This window comes from Nostoc sp. (assembly GCF_036916985.1).
Lineage (GTDB): Bacteria > Cyanobacteriota > Cyanobacteriia > Cyanobacteriales > Nostocaceae > Nostoc.
Map to the genome: position 1 here is coordinate 77,794 of NZ_JBALFD010000013.1, position 22,224 is coordinate 100,017.

General features: G+C 44.0%; 23 protein-coding genes. 15 read left to right on the plus strand and 8 right to left on the minus strand.

The annotated features are described in order from the left end of the window. Positions 1-9 precede the first annotated feature (9 nt). From dnaJ to V7L07_RS03350, 7 genes are all read left to right on the plus strand, one after another. Positions 10-1,140: a molecular chaperone DnaJ gene (dnaJ, locus tag V7L07_RS03320; protein WP_179067212.1), complete on the plus strand. Its 1,131-nt coding sequence runs from the start codon at positions 10-12 to the stop codon at positions 1,138-1,140. Beyond that, on the plus strand, positions 1,140-1,397 hold the full coding sequence (locus V7L07_RS03325; protein ID WP_335055039.1) for a sulfurtransferase TusA family protein: 258 nt from the start codon (positions 1,140-1,142) through the stop codon (positions 1,395-1,397). The genes dnaJ and V7L07_RS03325 overlap by 1 nt, the downstream gene beginning before the upstream one ends. Then, a complete protein-coding gene (gene rsgA, locus V7L07_RS03330; protein WP_335055041.1) occupies positions 1,394-2,500 on the plus strand; it encodes a small ribosomal subunit biogenesis GTPase RsgA in 1,107 nt (368 codons plus the stop codon). Before V7L07_RS03325 ends, rsgA begins: the two co-directional genes overlap by 4 nt. A 72-nt stretch (positions 2,501-2,572) precedes the next feature. Beyond that, positions 2,573-3,313, plus strand: coding sequence for a Uma2 family endonuclease (locus tag V7L07_RS03335; RefSeq protein WP_335055043.1), 741 nt, complete (start codon positions 2,573-2,575; stop codon positions 3,311-3,313). Positions 3,314-3,357: 44 nt separating this feature from the next. Next, on the plus strand, positions 3,358-3,927 hold the full coding sequence (locus V7L07_RS03340; protein WP_335055045.1) for a Uma2 family endonuclease: 570 nt from the start codon (positions 3,358-3,360) through the stop codon (positions 3,925-3,927). Positions 3,928-4,344: 417 nt separating this feature from the next. Continuing rightward, on the plus strand, positions 4,345-5,337 hold the full coding sequence (locus V7L07_RS03345; protein WP_335055047.1) for a 2-hydroxyacid dehydrogenase: 993 nt from the start codon (positions 4,345-4,347) through the stop codon (positions 5,335-5,337). Positions 5,338-5,685: 348 nt separating this feature from the next. Then, on the plus strand, positions 5,686-7,275 hold the full coding sequence (locus V7L07_RS03350) for a glycoside hydrolase family 57 protein (RefSeq protein ID WP_335055049.1): 1,590 nt from the start codon (positions 5,686-5,688) through the stop codon (positions 7,273-7,275). A gap of 336 nt (positions 7,276-7,611) precedes the next feature. Here the strand turns inward: V7L07_RS03350 and V7L07_RS03355 are convergent, their stop codons facing one another. Together V7L07_RS03355 and V7L07_RS03365 are read right to left on the minus strand one after the other, a co-directional pair. Then, the gene (locus V7L07_RS03355; protein WP_334778844.1) at positions 7,612-7,794 is read right to left on the minus strand and encodes a DUF433 domain-containing protein; all 183 of its coding nucleotides are present in this window, start codon (positions 7,792-7,794) and stop codon (positions 7,612-7,614) included. Between the two features lie 222 nt (positions 7,795-8,016). Continuing rightward, entirely contained in the window at positions 8,017-8,640 is a 624-nt protein-coding gene (locus tag V7L07_RS03365; RefSeq protein WP_335055051.1) for a Uma2 family endonuclease, read from the minus strand. Between the two features lie 210 nt (positions 8,641-8,850). On the opposite strand from V7L07_RS03365, the gene V7L07_RS03370 reads away from it, so the two are divergent. Continuing rightward, positions 8,851-11,862, plus strand: a complete 3,012-nt coding sequence (locus V7L07_RS03370; RefSeq protein ID WP_335055053.1) for a UPF0182 family protein — start codon at positions 8,851-8,853, stop codon at positions 11,860-11,862. A 117-nt stretch (positions 11,863-11,979) separates the two neighbouring features. Next, the gene (locus V7L07_RS03375; protein ID WP_335055055.1) at positions 11,980-12,162 is read left to right on the plus strand and encodes a hypothetical protein; all 183 of its coding nucleotides are present in this window, start codon (positions 11,980-11,982) and stop codon (positions 12,160-12,162) included. Between the two features lie 57 nt (positions 12,163-12,219). Here V7L07_RS03375 and V7L07_RS03380 read toward each other — a convergent pair whose 3' ends face one another. From V7L07_RS03380 to pheS, 6 genes are all read right to left on the minus strand, one after another. Beyond that, positions 12,220-12,693, minus strand: coding sequence for a hypothetical protein (locus tag V7L07_RS03380; RefSeq protein WP_335055058.1), 474 nt, complete (start codon positions 12,691-12,693; stop codon positions 12,220-12,222). 102 nt (positions 12,694-12,795) lie between these two features. Beyond that, positions 12,796-13,098 carry a hypothetical protein gene (locus V7L07_RS03385; protein ID WP_179066195.1) on the minus strand — a complete coding sequence of 101 codons (303 nt, stop codon included), beginning with the start codon at positions 13,096-13,098 and terminating at the stop codon, positions 12,796-12,798. Between the two features lie 263 nt (positions 13,099-13,361). Continuing rightward, positions 13,362-13,964, minus strand: coding sequence for a Uma2 family endonuclease (locus V7L07_RS03390; protein WP_335055060.1), 603 nt, complete (start codon positions 13,962-13,964; stop codon positions 13,362-13,364). Positions 13,965-14,001: 37 nt separating this feature from the next. Continuing rightward, positions 14,002-14,328 carry a BrnA antitoxin family protein gene (locus tag V7L07_RS03395; protein ID WP_335055062.1) on the minus strand — a complete coding sequence of 109 codons (327 nt, stop codon included), beginning with the start codon at positions 14,326-14,328 and terminating at the stop codon, positions 14,002-14,004. Further along, entirely contained in the window at positions 14,291-14,566 is a 276-nt protein-coding gene (locus V7L07_RS03400; RefSeq protein ID WP_335055064.1) for a BrnT family toxin, read from the minus strand. Before V7L07_RS03400 ends, V7L07_RS03395 begins: the two co-directional genes overlap by 38 nt. 439 nt (positions 14,567-15,005) lie before the next feature. Beyond that, a complete protein-coding gene (gene pheS / locus V7L07_RS03405) occupies positions 15,006-15,998 on the minus strand; it encodes a phenylalanine--tRNA ligase subunit alpha (RefSeq protein ID WP_335055066.1) in 993 nt (330 codons plus the stop codon). 458 nt (positions 15,999-16,456) lie between these two features. On the opposite strand from pheS, the gene surE reads away from it, so the two are divergent. The 6 genes from surE (at position 16,457) to V7L07_RS03435 (ending at position 22,202) form a co-directional block, all read left to right on the plus strand. Then, the gene (surE, locus tag V7L07_RS03410) at positions 16,457-17,254 is read left to right on the plus strand and encodes a 5'/3'-nucleotidase SurE (protein ID WP_335055135.1); all 798 of its coding nucleotides are present in this window, start codon (positions 16,457-16,459) and stop codon (positions 17,252-17,254) included. A 287-nt stretch (positions 17,255-17,541) separates the two neighbouring features. Further along, positions 17,542-18,438: an MBL fold metallo-hydrolase gene (locus V7L07_RS03415; protein ID WP_335055068.1), complete on the plus strand. Its 897-nt coding sequence runs from the start codon at positions 17,542-17,544 to the stop codon at positions 18,436-18,438. 205 nt (positions 18,439-18,643) lie between these two features. Then, positions 18,644-18,934, plus strand: a complete 291-nt coding sequence (locus tag V7L07_RS03420) for a hypothetical protein (protein WP_335055070.1) — start codon at positions 18,644-18,646, stop codon at positions 18,932-18,934. A gap of 124 nt (positions 18,935-19,058) precedes the next feature. Continuing rightward, entirely contained in the window at positions 19,059-20,123 is a 1,065-nt protein-coding gene (locus V7L07_RS03425) for a bifunctional riboflavin kinase/FAD synthetase (RefSeq protein WP_335055072.1), read from the plus strand. 186 nt (positions 20,124-20,309) lie between these two features. Continuing rightward, positions 20,310-21,218, plus strand: a complete 909-nt coding sequence (locus V7L07_RS03430; protein ID WP_335055075.1) for an AAA family ATPase — start codon at positions 20,310-20,312, stop codon at positions 21,216-21,218. A 390-nt stretch (positions 21,219-21,608) separates the two neighbouring features. Further along, the gene (locus V7L07_RS03435) at positions 21,609-22,202 is read left to right on the plus strand and encodes a cytochrome C (RefSeq protein WP_442936000.1); all 594 of its coding nucleotides are present in this window, start codon (positions 21,609-21,611) and stop codon (positions 22,200-22,202) included. Positions 22,203-22,224 lie beyond the last annotated feature (22 nt).

Consider the following 22,224-nt stretch of genomic DNA (forward strand, 5'->3'; position numbering starts at 1 on the left):
CTTTGCTATATGGCCCGCGACTATTATGAAATTCTGGGTGTCTCTCGTGACACCGACAAAGAAGAAATCAAACAAGCCTATCGTCGTTTAGCCCGGAAGTATCACCCAGATGTGAACAAAGAACCGGGGGCGGAGGATCGCTTTAAAGAAATTAACCGCGCTTACGAGGTACTCTCGGAACCAGAAACCCGCGCTCGTTACGATCGCTTTGGCCCTGAGGGTGTGTCTGGTGCTGCCGGCGCGGGCTTTCAAGATGTCGGTGATATGGGTGGTTTTGCCGATATCTTTGAAAGCATTTTTAGTGGCTTTGCTGGCGGTATGGGTAATCCCACGCAACAAAGACGACGCAGTGGGCCTGCGAGGGGCGATGATCTGCGGCTAGACCTGAAGTTAGACTTTCGGGAAGCAGTATTTGGCGGCGAAAAAGAAATTCGCATTTCCCATCTAGAAAATTGTGAAGTCTGTAGCGGTTCTGGTGCTAAACCGGGAACCCGGCCTCGCACTTGTTCGACTTGTAGCGGTTCGGGTCAAGTACGCCGTGTCACGAGAACACCTTTTGGCAGTTTCACCCAAGTCTCAACTTGTCCTACCTGTAATGGAACCGGGATGGTAATTGAAGATAAGTGTGATGCCTGTGATGGTAAAGGCGCAAATCAAGTCACCAAGAAACTCAAAATTACCATTCCAGCAGGGGTGGATAATGGCACACGCTTACGAATTTCTAGTGAAGGTGATGCCGGTCAGCGCGGCGGCCCTCCTGGGGATTTGTACGTTTACTTGTTCGTGAATGAGGACGAGGAATTCCAACGGGATGGCATTAATATTCTCTCGGAAATCAAAGTTAGCTACCTACAAGCGATTTTAGGTTGCCGGTTAGAGGTAGATACGGTAGATGGCCCAGTGGAACTGATTATTCCAGCCGGAACTCAGCCAAATACGGTGATGAAGTTGGAAAATCGCGGCGTACCCCGCTTGGGTAATCCCGTCAGTCGTGGGGATCACATGCTGAACGTATTAATTGATATTCCCAATAAAGTCACCCCAGAGGAGAGGGAACTATTGGAGAAACTGGCTAAAATTAAGGGCGATCGCACTGGTAAAGGTGGTCTAGAAGGATTCTTGGGAAATTTATTTAAGTGATGAAGCCCTCTTTTGTTTCAACTCCCGATGCTCAACTTGATTTACGCGGCACGCCTTGCCCGATTAATTTCGTGCGGACAAAATTACGTCTGGAGAAAATGCCATTGGGAGGTTTACTAGAAGTTTGGCTAGACCCAGGTGAGCCAATTGAACAGGTTCCTGATAGTTTGACAATGGCAGGTTATCAGGTGGAACAAATTACAGATTGCACTAGTTATTTTTCTCTGCTAGTGCGTCGTCCAGTTGCTAGCCAATGACAGGGAAAAATTTTGCCGCAACTGGACAGTTATTGGGTACGGTGGTGGCTGTACAAGCTAATTTTTACCGAGTGCAGCTGGAACCAGAGGATGGGGAGCAGGGGAGCAGGGGAGCAGAGGAGAAACTAGATTTAAATGCCTCCCTGCTCCTCTGTACTCGTCGAACCCGCCTGAAAAAAATTGGACAACAGGTGATGGTGGGCGATCGCGTTGTGGTAGAAGAGCCAGATTGGGCTGGGGGACGGGGTGCGATCGCTGAGGTTTTACCCCGCCAAAGTGAGTTAGATCGTCCCGCGATCGCCAATGTCAACCAAATTCTATTGGTATTTGCTGTAGCCGATCCCCCTTTGGAACCTTATCAGCTGAGTCGGTTTCTGATTAAAGCTGAGTCTACTGATTTAGATGTGCTTTTATGCTTGAATAAAAGTGATTTAATTTCACCGCCAGAACAGCAACAAGTTAGTGATCGCCTCCTTGGTTGGGGCTATCAACCAATATTTATCAGTGTTAAAGATGGTATAAATACTGAGCAAGCCGCCAGATATTTGAGCAATAAAATTACTGTCATTGCTGGGCCTTCTGGCGTGGGTAAATCCAGCCTGATTAATACACTAATTGACTCTGCCAAGCTGCGAGTCGGAGAAGTTTCTGGTAAATTAGCACGTGGTCGTCATACCACTCGCCATATAGAATTATTTGAGTTACCTAATGGTGGATTGCTGGCAGATACTCCCGGCTTTAATCAGCCAGATATGGATTGTATACCAGAAGAATTAATCCATTATTTCCCAGAAGCCAGAAAGCGGTTAGCAGTTGCTAGCTGTCGCTTTAGTGATTGTCTGCATCGAGACGAACCTGAGTGCGTGGTGCGGGGAGACTGGGAACGATATGAACATTATTTAGAATTTTTGGACGCGGCGATCGCTCATCAAACACAGCTACACGAACAAGCCGATCCAGAATCTACGATGAAGTTAAAAAGCAAAAGCAAAGGCAAAGGGCAGAGTCAATACGAACCCAAGCTAGAAAGTAAAAAATATCGCCGGATTTCCCGCAAGACTCAGTTACAAGACTTGCAAGAGTTATATCGGGATGAAGAATAAAAGAGTGCGAACGCACTCATAATGCAAAACTTGGTCACGATAGCATAGATACAAATAGAAAACCTATCTTGTATGTCTCAGATCCCTACTGCTACCCCTAGTTTAGAAGATGTCACTGAGAGTATAATTTTCCCACCAGGCGACATCTATAGTGACGAACCCCCTTTGGAATCTGATTTACACCGCGAACAAATTGATTTACTGATTCGCCTGATTAAATGGTGGTGGCGCGATCGCCAGGATTTTTATGCTACCGGCAACCTGACGATCTATTTCAGTCCCAACCAGAAAAAGTCAGAAGAATTTCGAGGCCCCGATTTCTTTGTGGTTTTAGATACAGAAAAAAAAGACCGTAAAAGCTGGGTTGTGTGGCAAGAAGACGGCAAATATCCCAATGTAATTATTGAGCTATTATCTAATTCCACTGCCTCTGTTGATAAAGGTTTAAAAAAGCAAATTTACCAAAATACATTTCGCACTCCAGATTACTTTTGGTTTGACCCAAATAACCTGGAATTACGGGGATTTCACATACTTGATGGGCAATACCAAGAACTTGTACCCACTGAGTCGGGTTGGTTGTGGAGTCAGCAATTAGGGCTGTATTTGGCAGTATATTTGGGCAAATTACGCTTTTTTACACCAGATGGACATCTGGTGATGTTGCCAGAGGAAGAATCAAGGCAACAGCTAGAGCAAGTAAATCAGCAGTTAGAGCAAGCAAATCAACAACTAGAACAAGAACGTCAACGGGCTGCAATATTGGCAGAACGCTTACGAGCCGCAGGTATTGACCCTGAGCAAATATTCTGAAAAATAGAATTTTATCTCTAAACTAAGCATAGGAAAATAATGCTATGAAGCAAATAATATCTGATCAAGTCCGTTGGACAACCTCAGACTTAGAATTACTCACAACTGACGAATGGAAGCGCTATGAGATTATTGACGGAGAGCTATTTGTGACTAGAGCGCCTCACTGGAAACATCAAGGGACTGCGGGCAATATATGCTTAGAATTACAACTTTGGTCTCGCTCTAGTGGGCTAGGGGAAACCCGTCAAACTCCCGGCATAATTTTTACAGATGCCGATAATGTCATACCCGATTTAGTTTGGATTAGTTATGAGCGTTTAGCACAACTGCTAGATGATGAAGGGCATTTGAGAGGAGCGCCAGAACTCATTGTGGAAGTGCTTTCTCCTGGGACAACTAACGAACGTCGAGATCGAGAAGCCAAGCTGAAACTATACTCATCTACAGGAGTCCAAGAATATTGGATTGCAAATTGGCAATTACAGCAGCTACAAGTTTATCGCCGAGAAGCTGCCCAATTAAAACTGATCGCAACCTTGTTGGCTGATGACGAAATCACATCACCACTGTTACCAGGTTTCGGGATTAGAGTTAAGCGTTTTTTTGGATAATTCTGGCGTAGTGTAGCCCGCCGGAGGGATCGCTCCTCAAACAATAGCTGTACCAATATTGTGGAGCGGGCATCTTGCCCATTCTATGGACTGGGCGGGCGAGACGCCCACCCCACAAGAGTTAGGGACATCCAAAAATTAAATTACTCAATTTTTGCATCCACTAGGAACTTATTGCATCCAATAGGAACAGGGGGACAAGGTAGACAAGGTAGCAATATCTCTCCCAAGTCTCCCCAAAGCGATTGATTATTTTTTTATTTGGAAGTCCCTTAATTGGATATTTTTTTATTTGGAAGTCCCCAATACTGACAATATTCAAAAGTTCCGCAGCTAGGCTTGTCGTAGACATCGCTCCTTTAAACGTCAAGGTATTATGTACTCGAACACCGAGCAGCATAAAGCCTGAGGTTTTGCATGAAAGTAGCAGTTTTCAGTACAAAAGCCTACGATCGGCAGTTTTTGTCAGCTGCAAATTCTCCCACCCAACACGAATTAGTGTTTTTTGAACCCCGCTTAAATCGGGATACGGCTATCCTTGCTGCCGGATTTCCGGCAGTTTGCGTGTTTGTACACGATCAGGTTGATGCCCCAACTTTAGTGCTTCTTGCCTCAGGGGGAACTCGCCTGGTTGTTCTTCGCTGTGCAGGGTTCAACAATGTAGACTTACAAGCCGCAGCAGACTTAGGAATTACTGTTGTGCGTGTTCCTGCCTATTCACCTTATGGGGTAGCAGAACATGCCGTAGGATTGATTTTGAGCCTAAATCGCAAAATTCATCGTGCTTATAACCGTGTCCGAGAAGGCAATTTTTCCCTAGATGGACTGTTGGGATTTAACTTGCACGATCGCACAGTGGGAATTGTCGGTACTGGCAAAATCGGTCTGATTTTAGGACAGATTATGAAGGGATTTGGCTGTCACTTACTCGCCTATGACGTTTATCGCAATCCAGAATTGGAGTCGCTAGGTGGAAAGTATGTAGAACTACCTGAGCTATTTGCTAATTCTGATATTATCTCTCTGCATTGCCCCCTAACTCCCGAAACCCATCACTTGATTAACACTGAGGCAATAGAACAGATTAAGCCAGGTGTGATGCTAATTAATACTAGCCGAGGAGCGCTGATTGATACCCTTGCAGTGATTGAGGGATTAAAGTCTGGTAAAATTGGCTATCTTGGTGTGGATGTCTACGAGCAAGAATCAGAATTGTTCTTCGAGGATTTGTCTGGCGAAATTATTCAAGATGATATTTTCCAACGTCTGACAACGTTCCCCAATGTACTCATTACTGGACATCAAGCCTTTTTTACAGCAGAAGCTCTCTACAATATTGCAGAAACAACTTTTGCTAATATTACTGATATTGAACAGGGTCGTCCTTGTGCGAATGAAATTCGCACCTAAACTTTTAGCAGTATAGCAATTCTTCTTCAAGTGAGGTACACCCGTAGGGGCAATACCCTGCGGGAAGCCCCTTCTCTACGTTCGTGCAGCGTGTCGCAGACAGATGCTCCGCGATCGCGTCTACATGAATTGCCCCTACGACAGATGTGGTTCAAATACATGAAAACTGCTGTCACTAAAGTTTCAGTATAACAGGTAGGGAAGATTCAAAAACTTGGCGTTCTACTGACAGCATTGATTGAGAAAAAATCATTAACTACTCTTACGATCCCCATAAAGTCTTAAAATATTGTTAATTTCAGCCAAACCTCTCGACCTTCAACTTACAAGTATCACCCCAAAATCACTATGGCTATCGGCTACGTCGCGCTTGTACTCCATGCACATCTACCCTTCGTTCGTCACCCAGAAAGTGACTACGTGCTGGAGGAAGAATGGCTCTATGAAGCCATAACAGAAACTTACATCCCCTTATTAAAAGTATTTGAAGGCTTAAAGCGAGACGGTATCGACTTTAAAATCACGATGAGTATGACACCACCTCTAGTGTCGATGCTTCGCGATCCTCTGCTTCAAGAACGCTATGAAGCACACTTAGCCCAACTAGAAGAACTTATAGCATTAGAAGCAGAACATAATGTCAACAATGGACATCTTCGTTATTTAGCTGAATATTACGCTACTGAGTTTAGCGAAGCGCGTCAGCTATGGGAACGCTACGGCGGTGACTTGGTGACTGCTTTTAAGAAGTTCCAAGACAGTAACAACCTGGAAATCATCACTTGCGGCGCGACTCATGGCTATTTACCGTTGATGAAAATGTATCCGCAAGCAGTGTGGGCGCAAATTCAGGTAGCCTGCGAACATTACGAGCAAACCTTTGGACAAGCACCTAGAGGCATTTGGTTGCCTGAATGTGCCTACTATGAAGGTTTAGACCGGATGCTAGCCGATGCTGGGTTACGCTACTTCCTCACTGATGGACATGGTATCCTTTACGCCCGTCCCCGTCCGCGCTTTGGCACTTACGCCCCAATTTATACAGAAACGGGTGTTGCGGTCTTTGGTCGAGATCAGGAATCTTCCCAACAGGTATGGTCTTCTGAGGTGGGCTATCCTGGAGCGGCGGAATATCGGGAATTTTACAAAGATTTGGGCTGGGAAGCAGAATATGAGTATATTAAGCCCTATATTATGCCCAATGGTCAACGAAAAAATACGGGTATTAAGTATCACAAAATTACTGGGCGTGGCTTAGGGCTGTCAGATAAGGCGCTCTACGATCCCTATTGGGCTAGGGAAAAGGCAGCAGAACACGCTGCTAACTTTATGTATAATCGAGAGCAGCAATCTGAGCATCTCTATGGTATAATGCAGCGTCCGCCAATTATCGTTTCGCCTTATGACGCAGAGTTATTTGGACATTGGTGGTATGAAGGCCCTTGGTTTATCGATTACCTATTCCGCAAGTCGTGGTATGACCAAGGAACATATAAGATGACCCATTTAGCAGACTATTTGCGTGAGCAGCCAACGCAGCAAGTCTGTCGTCCTTCGCAGTCGAGTTGGGGTTTCAAAGGTTTTCATGAGTATTGGTTGAATGAAACGAATGCGTGGATTTATCCGCATTTGCACAAAGCTGCTGAACGGATGATTGAAATCTCGCATCTGGAACCAGAAGATGAGTTGGGATTGAAAGCATTGAACCAAGCGGCGCGGGAGTTACTATTAGCTCAATCTTCCGACTGGGCATTTATTATGCGGACAGGAACTATGGTACCTTATGCAGTCAGACGGACGCGATCGCACCTGATGAGGTTCAACAAGCTCTATGAAGACGTTAAAGTAGGCAAAATTGATAGTGGTTGGCTCGAAAAAGTCGAGTTAATGGATAATATCTTCCCCGAAATCAACTATCGTGTTTACCGTCCGCTATAGTCTCACACAAAGTAATCAGCAAAAATCGGCGGGAATCTCAGTCTTTGAAGAGATGGGAGAAATAGCCGCCGATTTAGTCATTAGTACTAAGACTTTCAAATAAAAAACATCCCAAATTTACGCATCATCTACCAGAACACAAGGCGCGATCGCATTTTATAAGAATTGCACTCTTAATTTTAGATGCGATCGCATCTAAAACTCACGTTATTTTACGAATGCAAATACTTTTCGATGAAATAACAGTAAAAGCTCCTAATAATTCATCTGCGTGTTGATTAATGGCATTGGCAATAATTTCTGCTTTATCATTTGGAGATAAACTGAATAACCGAATTAACACGCAAATGCCAAAGCTGCTTTAATTCCTTCATCGCTGAGTCGCGGATGCGCTTCGAGTATTTGCTGAGATGTTTCACCCGCAGCCAGTTTTTCGAGAATTAATTCAACTGTAATACGAGTTCCTGAAATAACAGGTTTGCCCATCATTATTTTTGGATCGGATACAATTTTTTGCATGAATTAAAATTATTTGGATAGATGATTAATATATATAACGCGACATAAGGACGCAGTGGCAAGGGAGAAACAATAATGGCACAGATACCCGTTTTTGAAGAAAGCAGTGTTAACGTATTCGCTGATCTCGGTTTAGAGGATGCTTCGGAACTTTTTATCGGGGGAAGATAGGGATTCAGGTATTGTGCCTCCTTTCTCAACGCAACCTGAAACAGCGCGAAATCAGCGACTCATTGCAAAAATCTGTTCAGCCGTTAAGGGAATGTTCGGAAACAATCTAGAATCAATTCGATCCTGCCCTCGAAACACCTTTGGGGGTAAATACTCTGCACCTTCAAGTTGGTAGATTGTAATGGTTGGTTGCTTGGGAGAGCCAATGAACCGAATGCCACCAAAAGCAGCATAGTCTACAATGATGTACTCGAAAACACCTAAGTCCTCATATTCAGCAAGTTTTGTCAGATAGTCGTCCTTCCAGTTGTTGCTAACGACCTCAATGATACCGGGTGGTGGAATATATGCAGCAGCAGAACTAGAGCTAGTTTTCATCCTCTGCCATTCAACTCTTGCAAATATGACAATATCTGCTTTCCGGCTTTTTTCCTTTTCTGGTGGTGCTGTTTTGAGCCGAACCTGCTTGGACTGGCGCGACACGTAAGACAGGTCATTTTCTTGGCAGTGATTTTCTAAGTAGGTACACAGTCGCTCGATCAAATCCTCATGATTTGCATTTGGTTCTGATAATGGCACGGGAATCCCATCCAATAGCTCAAACTCTCTGCCTGAACCATCGTCCCAGGCAAGAAACTCTTCAAAAGTCAGTGGTTGTGTGACGGTTGCATACATCGCCCTCGCTCCCTTACTGACGGGTACTTCACTCAATGCTAACAAAATGATGTAGAAAGTATTCAGGAGTGGGGAGATGAGGGCGATGATGGAGCAGGAGAGAAGTTACAGTTAGTTTTCCCCAATCCCCAATCCCTAGTCCCCAATCCCTTTTACATATCTTCCTCAATGCAGTAAGGTTAGCTTTGCAGATAGTTTGGCTGCAACGGAATGTATCGGAAATGGGGCTTTAGACTATTAATCGGATTCTTGGGGCTGTGGCTACTATTGAATCTGGGTTCCCGCTTGGGAGCAGAGATTTTTTGGTTTCAGGAAGTCGGCTATCTCCAAGTATTTCTGTTGAGAGTAATGACTGGTGGTGTTTTGTGGGTAGTGGTGGCTGGCATAACTGCTGCCTATCTACTGCTAAACTTGGCTTTGGCACAACGGCTAAAATATCCTCACTCTCCGAAGATTGAGTCAGCACAACTTGGCAGTGAATTAACAAATTTCCTCAGTCCTGATTATCGAAGACGCAACGAAGCCCGGATACTTGCACCACAACGCTTTCAATCATTGAGATTGCGCTGGTTGTTACCTGTAGCTCTGGTACTGAGCTTGTTAATCGGGTTAATTTTAGCCCACTATGGTCAAATTGCTCTTGCCTACTGGCATTCTCCCATTAATCAGGCTAATCTAACTATTCCCGCGCTATTTCGACCAGAGGCAATCTGCCAACTATTGAGGCAGATTTGCTCTCAAGTCTGGTATCTGGGCTTAATTGGGGGAGTAGCGATCGCAATCTTAGTTTATCCCCAATTTTTATTAACTGCGATCGCCATTTTATTCAGTCCCATTTTTGCATTCATTCTCTTCCAACACTGGCCGAAGGTGCTGCAATATTTCCACCCTACTCTTTTCAACAGCACTGAGCCTTTATTTGGTCGAGATATCAGCTTTTACGTATTTTCTTTACCTTTTTGGGAACTGCTAGAACTCTGGCTGATGGGATTATGTTTGTATGGCTTTGTTGCCGTTACTCTCACTTATCTCCTTTCAGGAAACAGTTTAAGTCAGGGAATTTTCCCCGGTTTTTCGCCCCAGCAGCAGCGCCATTTATATGGTATGGGTGGCTTATTGATGCTGGTAGTGGCTCTAAGTTATTGGTTAAGTCGCTATGAACTGGTGTATTCTAGCCGGGGAGTCAGTTATGGTGCTAGCTATACAGATGTCACAGCCCAGTTACCAGCTTACACTGTCTTGTGCGTCCTGGCAGTTGCGATCGCCTATTACCTACTTTGGCGAACATTTTTCTGGAGATCAAAATCTCAGCATCGCCGCTTGGTATTTTATAGCTTAGGGGTTTATCTCTTATTAGTTGCAATAGCCGGCATTCTTCTACCTAATGTAGTGCAATATTTAATTGTCCAACCGAATGAGTTGCAACGAGAGCAACCCTACATTCAGCGTACTATCGCCTTAACTCGCCAAGCATTTGATTTAGAGGCGATCGATGCTAAAACTTTCAACCCGCAAGGAACATTGACTGAAGCAGATATTCAAAAGAATGACTTGACAATTCGGAATATTCGCCTTTGGGATCAGCGGCCACTGTTAGAAACTAACCGTCAACTGCAACAAATTCGGCCGTATTATCGGTTCCCTGATGCTGATATCGATCGATACACTTTAGTAACAGATATTACTGCACACCGACCATCTACTCCGCAAAAAACGCTAGAGCCACAGGAAGCAGTAGAATCGACAGAGCGGCGGCAAGTATTGATTGCTGCCAGAGAATTAGACTACAGTGCAGTACCACAGGAAGCTCAAACATGGGTTAACCGCCATTTAATTTATACCCACGGGTTTGGGTTTACTGTTAGTCCAGTTAATACAGTTGGACCGGGTGGGCTACCAGAATATTTTGTTAAAGATATTAGCGGTGATAGTAGCGCCCTCACAACTTCCAGTGAAGCCATTCGTCAAAGTATTCCCATTGGGCAACCCCGGATTTATTACGGTGAAATTACTAATAGCTATGTGATGACTGGCACAAGAGTTAGAGAGCTAGATTACCCTAGTGGAAGTGACAATGTTTACAACTCTTACGATGGGCTAGGTGGCGTTGAAATCGGTTCAGCATGGCGGCGCTGGCTATTTGCCATGTATTTGAAAGATTGGCAGATGATGCTAACGCGAGACTTTTTGCCAGAGACAAAATTGCTACTGCGACGAAATGTTAAGCAAAGAATTCAAGCGATCGCACCCTTTCTGAAATTTGATAGCGATCCTTATTTAGTCGCTGCTGCTGCTAATCAAGATTTTCCCAGTAATCCCAGTTATCTTTACTGGATTGTTGATGCCTATACAACGAGCGATCGCTATCCTTACTCTGACACTGGTAGCGATGGTATCAACTACATCCGCAATTCTATCAAAGTCGTGATTGATGCTTACAACGGCACTGTTAACTTTTATATTGCCGATCCAAGCGATCCGATCATTGCCACTTGGGCAGCAATATTTCCCAAAATGTTCAAACCGCTCAGTACAATGCCAGTCAATCTCCGCAGTCATACCCGTTATCCGGTGGACTTTTTCAAAATTCAATCTGAGCGGTTGATGACTTACCACATGACTGATCCTCAGGTATTTTACAATCGGGAAGACCAGTGGCAAATCCCCAACGAAATCTATGGCAGTGAACCTCGACCGGTAGAGCCGTATTATTTAACCACTAGTCTACCCACAGTACCTTTTGTTGGGGAATCCTCCCGCAAAGAAGAATTTATCCTGCTTCTTCCCTATACTCCCAAACAACGGACTAATTTAATCGCTTGGCTAGCGGCGCGATCGGATGGCAAGAACTATGGTAGGCTAGTTTTGTATGTCTTTCCTAAAGAACGCCTGGTTTATGGGACAGAGCAAATCGAGGCGCGAATTAACCAAGACCCAGTAATTTCACAGCAAATTTCCCTGTGGAATCGCCAGGGGTCGAGAGCCATTCAAGGCAATCTCCTAGTAATTCCCATTGACCAATCGCTACTATATGTCGAGCCAATCTATTTAGAAGCCACACAGAATAGCTTGCCAACTTTGGTGCGGGTAGTCGTGGCTTACGAAAACCGGATTGTCATGGCACAAACCTTAGAACAAGCATTGCAGGGAATTTTTAAACCAGAAGTTACACCAGCCCCGGTGATTATCCGTCCCTTTGAAGAAGCAGCCCCACCAGGTTAATGATTTTAATACTAAATAATTACATAGCAGGCGACAGTGAGCGATTGCCATTAACAAAATTTCCTGCAACAGACATAGTTTAATAGTTCAACATAATGTGATAGACACTAAAAGTTAATGGACATGCTACAAAGTAACCAACTAGAAATTCGCCACATTAGTCCTGAAGTGAGGCAGTTGATTAAAATGTACGCCGATGTTAATAACTGTACGCAGTCTGAGATGTTGGAGCGCATTGTTTTGGAGTGGAACGCCCAACAAAGCGAGAGCGAACGACCGCCAGGGGATGAAGATGAATAACTTTTTGCTACAATCCTTAATCTTCTTGTAACGAGAGATTTTAATTAATTTGGCTCTCTAATTCAAGAAAAACTTTCTAGAGATTGGGTCTTGTTTGAGGGATTGAATAAAATCCCTCAAATTCATCATACTGCCTGTTAAGGTGAACTTAGGAGTGCCATTTTGAGCAACGATTCTCACTTCACCATCTTGGATCTGAACCTTATTTTTAATGCTATTCCATAGAGTATCAAAGCTCTCATCATCCTTACAACCATTGGCTTCAAGAAACTTTTGGCGTACTTCTGTTTTTAGCGCTAGTGCTTCTGCTGCTTGAGTACGTGCCTCAAAGTGCCTAATTACATCTTCATAAGCACTTTCCCTCAAAGTTTTGTTTTCAGTCTGAACTTGTTCTAACTGAGTTTTTATGGCTTGCAGTTGGGACGCTAAAGCGGATGATTTCTGATATTCAAGTTTTAAGGCTTGCTTTGCATTGGCTAACAAGGTTTTATAATCTAGCTGATCTTGCTCTTGATTTTTTTCGGCTTGCATTTTTATCTCTCGATCAACAGATTTTTGGTGTCAACTCTCGCTAGTGTTGTCAGGTAACTAACGAGAGTTTAGTAAATTTTCTCTGTGTTTAGATGAGTATAGTTATTTCACCAATAATGGTGATTCAGAAGTAGGATTTTCCTGGATACTACTTAAACAACAACTAATGTGCGAACGGATAGCCCGCTCATAAACTCCAGTCTGCTGAGTTCGTACCCCTACAGCTTGATATATTAAATTCACTTCTGGAAATTCAGACCAATACATCAAAAAAATATCTTTAGCTGGAGTAATAATTTCATAATTATTCTCTTGTCTTTTCTTTCTCAGCTTACAATTATTTAGTTGTAATTTTTGTCTGAATAGTTTTTCAAATTCTAGAATTAAATCTGAAGTATTTTTCATGAGTTATACACGTTAAAACGTGTTAAGGATGCAAAGATTATCTGGTGATATTATTAAGTATGACACTTCAGATACCTCTTACAATATAGTGTATCAGTTATCGGCTATTTGAGAAGGGGATTCAGTCACCGGGTAATTCGTTGGTGCAGTCTACTGTAGAAAAAAGGCTGTGCGATGACTAGGTTGGGCTACGCCTACGCCAAAACCTAGATATATCAAGAAACTCAGCCAAAGGATATCCAAGTTTTTCTGTATAATTTAAACTAAGAGATGGCATCACTCACATTGCTTTCTCCTGCGTTAAGTATTTGCTCTGCGGTTAGCTGTAACTCTGGGAAGATAGTAGATGCGATCGCAGTATTTCCGGTAAATCTGGTTTCTTCATAAAACCCGTCAACTAATATCAGTACTGTAACTGCATTTCTTTGGGGGTCAACAATCCAATATTCAGCAATTCCCCTTGCTGCATACTCAGAACGTTTGTAGCGATAGTCCCGATCTGCGTTAGCTTTGCCAGGGGAGACAACTTCGATAACTAATGCTGGAGGCGGCATATCCAAGGTAATTGTGGATCGCGTTGCGCCTTCTAAGGCTGCTGCAAGTTCATCCGTCAGCACAACTAAGTCAGGAATGCGAGTTGTCGCACGAGAACCAGCAACAATAATTTCAACTTTGTTACTTAACCGATTGAACGGGGTGAACTTGAGGAAATTGACTAACAAAAACAGAGATATCTGGACATTTTTTGGGCTTTCGGGTGGCATTGCAACTAACTCACCTGCCACTAGCTCATATTGATTATCCGTGCGATCGTCATACTTCAAATATTCTTCAAGCGTTAGACGTTTGCCAGCGATCGTAGTCATATCACGTAAAGGGTAGTTACGTACTCAATAGTTTACTTCAATCTGGTATAGTCTCCTTGACTTCTAAAACTGATAAATCCACTGTTTTTGCTAGGATATACTCTGCCAATGCCTGATTAATTAGCACTTGATATCCTTGCTCACCTGCCTTTGTCTTGAAGTATTCCACGATGAAAGCATCTAGGAGGAGATCGACACGTTGTTGACTCCGTTCAACAGGTTTCCCGCCAACCCGCAGCACTGCTTGCTTCATCTGTTCTTCAGTCACTTCTGGAATGTCAGAAAGATCAATGTCCTCATCTTGCATTGCATCAATCCTCTCCCAATCAGTTTGAGAGGCTTTGAAAGAAAATGAATTGCTCACGTTTAGTTCCCTCCCTCATCGAAATGACACAAATTTCATCCCTAACTTCTGTATGGGCAATCACCACTACTCGCCCGTGCAATAGTCCGAGTGTAATAAAGCGCTGTTCTCCATAAGCATAACGCTCATCTTCAAACGTGAATATTGCACCTTCAAAAACTTGGGAAGCATCCACGAAATCAAACCCGTGTTTGCCTAAATTTGATTGCCGCTTATTTTCATCCCAAGTGAATTGCATCAGCTTACATGTGCTTAGATTCTGTCATTGCTCAGGCTAGTTTTGATTGTAGAAATTAGAGGATGTTTTAAAAGTGGGTAGCTGTAATTTTAGGCACTTATTGAGCCCCCCAACCCCCTTAAAAAAGGGGGGGGGCAAAGTCTCTAAAAGTCCCCCTTATTAAGGGGGATTTAGGGGGATCTAAAACGTTTTGCTACCGAGCAGATGACTTTTAAAACATCCTCTTATAGAGCTTGCAAGAATCCTGGTTTATTATTTAGAACCACAGATAACACCAATTCCTAATTCATATTAACAAAATCAGCTTTAATCTGGATTTCCAGATTAAGTATCTAGCCTTATTTTAAAGAATTAGTATAATTCTTCGATGTTTTTCTGCGGTTCTATTTTAATCAAATTAATTTTTGCAATAGATTTGAGTAAATGCCCGATCGCTTACCTAAAATTGCTGCAAAAATCGCAAATCACTAGCATACAAGCGGCGAATATCATCAATTTGGTGTAACACCATTGCAAACCGTTCTACACCAAAACCAGCAGCAAACCCTGTATAAACTTCTGGATCATAACCCACAGACTTAAGTACATTTGGATCGACCATACCGCAGCCCATCACCTCTAGCCACCGCCCATTCCACTGCAAATCTACCTCAGCAGAGGGTTCAGTAAACGGGAAATAACTGGCACGAAAACGAATTGGTAAATCGCCAAATATTGCTTGTAAAAATACTTTAATTGTGCCTTTGAGGTCTGTAAAAGTTAGTCCCTCGTCAATGGCTAAAAGTTCTATTTGATGGAAAACTGCTGAGTGAGTCGCGTCTACATTATCTCGCCGATAAACTCGCCCTGGAGCCACAACCCGAATCGGTGGTTCTTCTCTTTCCATGTAACGAATTTGCACAGAAGATGTATGAGTACGTAAAAGATTCCCATCTGGCAGATAGAAGGTATCCTGCATATCACGGGCGGGGTGGTCGGGCGGGGTATTGAGAGCCTCGAAATTGTAGTAATCTGTTTCCATCTCTGGCCCTTGAGCTACGGTGTAGCCCATACCAACAAAGATATCCAGTGCCCGATCGATAATGCCATTGAGGGGATGAATGCGACCTTGGGGGCTGTAAATTCCCGGCATAGTCACATCCAGAGTTTCCGCCTCTAGCTGTACCTGAATTTGTGCGGCTTCTAAGGTAGCACGTTGCTGGTCTAGACTAGTTTGCAGGGATTCTTTGACTGTATTGGCGATCGCTCCAATTTTCGGTCGTTCCTCTGCACTCATTTGCCCCATACTTCGCAACAGTGCCCCTAGTTCACCTTTCTTACCCAGATAGTTAACTCTGAGTTCTTCTAGACGTTCTAGGGTGTTGGCGGCTGCGATCGCTTTTTCTCCTTCTTGCCGCAGTGCTAAAAGTTGAGCTTCTAAATTGCTAGTCATTAGTTATTAGTCATTGGTCATTAGTCATTAGTCTATAGTCAAAAGCTGTGAACTGGTCGATAAATAAACTTACAGTCATATCCATTAACATCAGCTGAAATTAAATCTGTGTTTATCAGTTAGAGAGGTTGGGCTAGTACAGTGGGCGCAAAAATCCGTCTAACATCCCAGTTAACAAGACTTAGGGATTGAGTAACTTGTCTTAAAAGTAAGCAAACTTCTGCCACAGTGTACTAGTAAGTATCCATGTTTTTTTGCTGCTTGTGACCTCAGACATTGACAAATGGTTAATAACAAATAACAAATAACTAATGACCAATGGCTAATGACTAATGACCTTCAGGAGTGCTGAGTAAAGAAGTGAAGTTCCCCACTCAGCACTCGGAACGGGCTAAACACCCCGCTATCCATGTACGGAACTCGGAACTGTTTTGACCAATGACCAATGACTAATGACTATGAAATTACTAATTAGCAACGATGACGGCATTTCTGCCTTGGGGATTCGTACCCTAGCCAATTACTTGGCAGAGGCCGGTCATGATGTGAGTGTAGTTTGTCCAGATCGAGAGCGATCGGCAACTGGACACGGGTTAACTTTACAGCAACCCATTCGTGCCGAAATTGTTGAAGGGATTTTTCATCCTGCTATCAAAGCTTGGGCTTGCGATGGTACGCCTTCAGATTGCGTCAAACTAGCGCTGTGGGCTTTACTTCCAACTCCCCCCGATTTAGTTCTCTCTGGCATTAATCAAGGTGCGAATTTGGGAACTGAAATCTTGTATTCCGGTACTGTTTCTGCGGCAATGGAAGGTCTAATTGAAGGCATTCCCAGTGTAGCCCTGAGTCTTATAAGTCACACATCGAAAGACTTTCAACCTGCTGCGAAGTTTGCCAAAATTCTCCTAGACCAGTTAGCCCAAAAACCGTTGCCAGATTTGATGTTGCTAAATGTCAATATTCCTGCGGTCAAATGGGAAGAAATTGCCGGTGTTACTCTCACCCGTCAAGGAATACGGCGTTACATTGATGTATTTGATAAACGAGTTGATCCTCGTGGAAAAACGTACTACTGGCTAACCGGAGAGGTAATTGAAGAAGTGGAACCCCCAAACGGATTAAACTTGCCTCAAAATGTACCGACAGACGTTCAGGTTGTGCGTAAAAACTACATCAGTGTAACGCCGTTACAATACAATCTTACTTATGCAACTGGACTAGATAAATTATCTGAGTGGGAATTCAATTTTCCTTGAATCATTTGATTTATCAGGACAAAACTGGGGTTGTGTAAATGCATCATAGGAAAATGTAGGCTATAACGTAGGGGCACTCTTGAAATAAGTGATACACATCCACCCCAAAACGCGGAAAATTCTAACTGACAGTATTTCATTCACATTTACACAATCAACCAGAAACAGGGTATGCTGTTTTACCAAGAAATCCTCCCTCTAGCAAAATCGCTGAGACAGCATAAACTTAGACAAAATAAGTAAAAATTCTTCCAATTATCGCCCGCTCAGTCCAGCAAGCAACACCCATGTCTAGGATAGAGAACCAATTTACCGTACAATTTTGGGGCGTTCGCGGTAGCATCCCCAGTCCAGGGCCACACACCGTTCGTTACGGCGGTAATACCCCTTGCATATCAATGCAAGCGGGCGATAAGCGCTTAATTTTCGATGCTGGCACAGGACTACATGTTTTGGGGCAATCTATGTTGCGCCAGATGCCGTTAGAAGCTCACATATTTTTTACCCACTCTCACTGGGATCACATGCAGGGTTTTCCCTTCTTTACCCCAGGGTTTGTGAAGGGGAATGACTTTCATATCTACGGGGCGATCGCACCTGATGGTTCTACCATAGAACAGCGCCTCAACGATCAAATGTTACACCCGAATTTTCCCGTACCCTTGCAGATTATGCAGGCAAATTTAAATTTCTACGACATTCGACCGGGGCAACCAATCCACATCGATGACGTTACCGTAGAAACAGCGCCTTTAAATCATCCAGGTGAAGCCGTAGGATACCGTGTCAATTGGCGTGGTGGTGCTGCTGCTTATATCACTGATACCGAACATTTTCCCGATCGACTCGATGATAATGTGCTGTGGCTAGCTCGTAATGCCGACATCTTAATTTACGATTCTACCTATACAGACGAGGAATACCACTCCCCAAAATCCCCGAAAATTGGCTGGGGACATTCTACCTGGCAAGAAGCGGTGAAAGTGGCACAAGCTGCTAACGTCAAAACTCTGGTGATTTACCACCACGATCCGGCGCACGATGACGACTTTTTGGATCGTGTAGGCAAACAAGCCGCTGCAAAATTTCCTGGCGCTATTATGGCACGGGAAGGATTGGTGCTTCAGATTCCCACCTCAGTAGCCTTATCAGAATCTTTTCCTGTTAGTAAGTTTTCTACCTAAAGATTGCGATCGGAGGAATTGGAGATTTTAGATTAGATTGGTGATCAGAAGCTTTCAGCGCGATCGCGTACCTGTTGGACGCTAAGACAGCGCTGCCTAGAGTTGTTAAAGCGCCACGGGATCGGGGCGACAACAGGAGGACACACTTTATCGATTCATCAACACAGCCCAGACACCCACAGATGAAGAGTGCTGAGTTCCGTACATGGATAGCGGGGCGTTTAGCCCATGCCTCGGCTTAGAGTTAAAAGACCGCCCACGTTCGCGCAGCAGACGCACCAGAGGGGCGGGGTATCAACTAACTCAGTTGGTGGAAGTTCAGACGATGTACAAAAGCTTTCCTCCTCAACGGGTTGTCCCGATTCCTTTCCAGCACGTTAGGGATGGCAGTTATTCCACTTGGGCAAATCCCTTGGGAGAAGACCGCACTGCCTCAGGAATGAGCGCTCCGGGACTGGCTATTGGGTATTGTATGCTGGGAAAGAAATTCTTTTAAGATTTACTTGGGGTATGAATCCTCATACTTATCTTCCCCAATCCCCAGTCCCCAATTCAAAGCGGTTTACCATAGGGTAGCTTCCTGCTGATAGCTAAAATAAACCTAAAATCTCAGAATCCACGTGCTAAATTTGTCTAAAAATGGGTGTTCTGTGCGGGTTGCTTCTTCTAGCGTTGGGCTGCTAACGCCGACTGCTGTTGCCCTTGGCAAGTTTGATGGTGTTCATCTTGGGCATCAAAGAGTAATTCAACCAGTCTTGCACGCTGGTGGTAACTTGTCAGTAGCCAGTAGTCGGCAGTCAAAGGAAAATCAACTGGCAAATCAAGAATATATTTACTCAACAGTTGTCACCTTTGACCCCCATCCACAGGAGTTTTTTACGGGGCAACCCCGGACTTTGCTAACGCCACTGGATGAAAAAGTCCAACAATTGCGATCGCTTGGGGTAGAACAACTGGTACTACTACCCTTTGACAAAGAATTGTCTGCACTGAACCCCGAAGAATTCGTCGAAAAAATTCTTGTGCAACAGCTACGATGCCAACAAATTAGTATCGGGCAAGATTTTTGTTTCGGCGAAAAGCGCAGTGGTACTGCTAAAGATTTGCAATTACTCGCCGCCAAACACAATATTCCCGTTACTATCGTTCCCTTACAAACTTATACAGGGGAATCGCCCATCGAAAGTAGTTGCGTCAGTACTACTCCGACTCAAGATGCCCGCATTAGCACTTCATTGATCCGTCAAACCCTTGAGCATGGCGACATCGAAAATGCAAATCTCCTACTAGGACGCCCTTACACTCTCCTTGGTGATGTCGTCCAAGGTCAACAATTGGGCAGAACAATTGGCTTTCCCACCGCCAACCTCCAACTACCAAAAGACAAGTTTTTGCCCCGCCAAGGAGTCTACGCTGTCCGCGTTTTCACTCTCAGCGAAATATCAGACACCGCTCCTAGTGAGAACTTGGGCGTAATGAATATCGGCAATCGCCCAACTGTAAATGGTAGTTATTCATCTGTGGAAGTGCATTTATTTGATTGGTCTGGTGATTTGTATGGCAAAAAACTTGTTGTGCAGCTAGTTAAATTTTTGCGCTCTGAACAAAAATTTCCTTCTCTCGAAGCCCTGAAAACACAAATTCAACTTGACTGCGTTGTTGCTAGAGAAGTTTTGAGTACTTAGTGGGAACAATAGATAGGGAATGGGGCAAAACAGTTCCGAGTTCCGAGTTCTGAGTGGGGAATCTCACTTCTTTACTCAGCACTTAGCACTCCTGAAGGGCATTGGTTATTAATCCTTCTCCCCCTGCCCTCCTGCTTCCCCTGCTCCCTCATCCCTTCACTCCCCACTCCCCACTCCCCGCAACGCATGAGAGAAAAAATCGACGCTCTAACACAAAATCTAGCTCTTACCATCGTTGGCAAAGCTGAGGCAATACGCTTAGTGCTAGTTGCCTTCTTAGGTGGTGGTCATGCTCTCCTAGAAGATGTCCCTGGAGTTGGTAAAACCCTGCTCGCTAAATCCCTAGCTCGTTCACTGGATGGCAAGTTTCAGCGGCTACAATGTACCCCCGATTTACTACCAACAGATATTACTGGTACTAACATCTGGAACCCAAAAAGCGGCGAATTTACTTTTCTTCCTGGTCCAGTCTTTACTAACATACTACTAGCTGACGAAATCAACCGCGCTACACCCCGTACTCAGTCAGCGTTGCTGGAAGTTATGGAAGAACATCAAGTAACAGTTGATGGTGTCTCTCGTGCAGTTCCCCAGCCCTTTTTTGTAGTTGCAACTCAAAACCCGATCGAGTATCAAGGTACTTTTCCCCTGCCAGAAGCGCAAATGGATCGGTTTATGTTGTCCCTGAGTTTGGGCTATCCTTCAGAGGGAGAAGAACTCCTGATGCTGCAAAATCTCCAAAAGGGTGTAAAAGTTGCTGATTTGCAGCCTTGTATTACCTTGGCAGAAGTACAGGAATTGCGTTACCTCTGTTCTCAAGTAAAAGTGGCAACTTCCTTGCAACAGTACATCCTCGAATTGGTGCGGGCAACACGCCAAGATGAGGAAATCGCCCTTGGTGTCAGTCCGCGTGGCACATTAGCATTACAACGGGCTGCCCAAGCGCTAGCTTTTCTATTAGGTCGTGATTATGTCATTCCTGATGATGTAAAATTTCTCGTCCCTCATGTTCTTTGCCATCGTCTTATCCCTAGAGGAGGACGCAATTCCAGAACTGTTGTTGAGCGATTATTGCGATCGGTTTCTATTCCTTAATGTCAGGTGAGTTTGATGAATTAAAAAACAATACACTTGGGTTAAGCGCTATATGTAGAAAATCGTGGGTTTTCGAGACGCGATAAATCGCCGTCTCTACAAGTGTTTTGCTACTAACGATTTATTCAAAATCTGACCGAGAAGATATTGGTGTAAATGAAATCCGAAAGATTTTAGCTGATTTTGACAGTGGGGAAGGTTCAAACTGCTAGGAGATTTTTCTTGTATAGCTCAGTGGTGTGCTGAATAGACATTTATATTACTGTTGTGGATATGTTAAAGATGCGTTGCTTGCCAAAATTACTTACGCAAAATTTAAAACACTACCAATACTGCGTAAGTCTTATGATTAGCACAAGCGCCACTTTTAAATATCTGGGAATGTGAGGAATGTCAATTTTTGTTAAGCGTAAAACCCGCGATAGTGAAATGCGATCGCTCTTAGGCAATCGCCAAGCGCTACAGCAAAGCGCTGAACGTGAATTCAAACGCCAATTTTTCGGTTTACTTCTGGTAATTGTAACCTGGAGTTTAGCTATGGGTTGGATTCTAGCCTTGGCAACTAACGCCCAAAGTGCTATTCCCACTGCCGAAATTGGTACTGTTGACGTAGTACCTGCACAATACAAACTAGGGCAAGAACTGTATTTAGAAAATTGCTCCACATGCCACATCGGCTTACCACCAGCAGTTTTACCTACCCAAACTTGGAAAAATCTTCTGCAAGATTCGCAGCACTACGGCGCACAACTCAAGCCTTTAATCGATCCGCCGCGTATATTGGTGTGGAAATATCTTTTGACTTTCTCCCGTGTACAGCTAGATGACGAAGAAACACCATATCGCCTCAACAACTCGCGTTATTTCAAAGCTTTGCATCCAAAAGTGAAGTTACCACGTCCAGTCCAGATTAGCAGTTGTGTCAGTTGTCATCCCAGTGCTAGTGATTACAATTTCCGTCGCCTGACAGCAGAGTGGAAGTGAGGAGTTGAAAATTCATAACTCA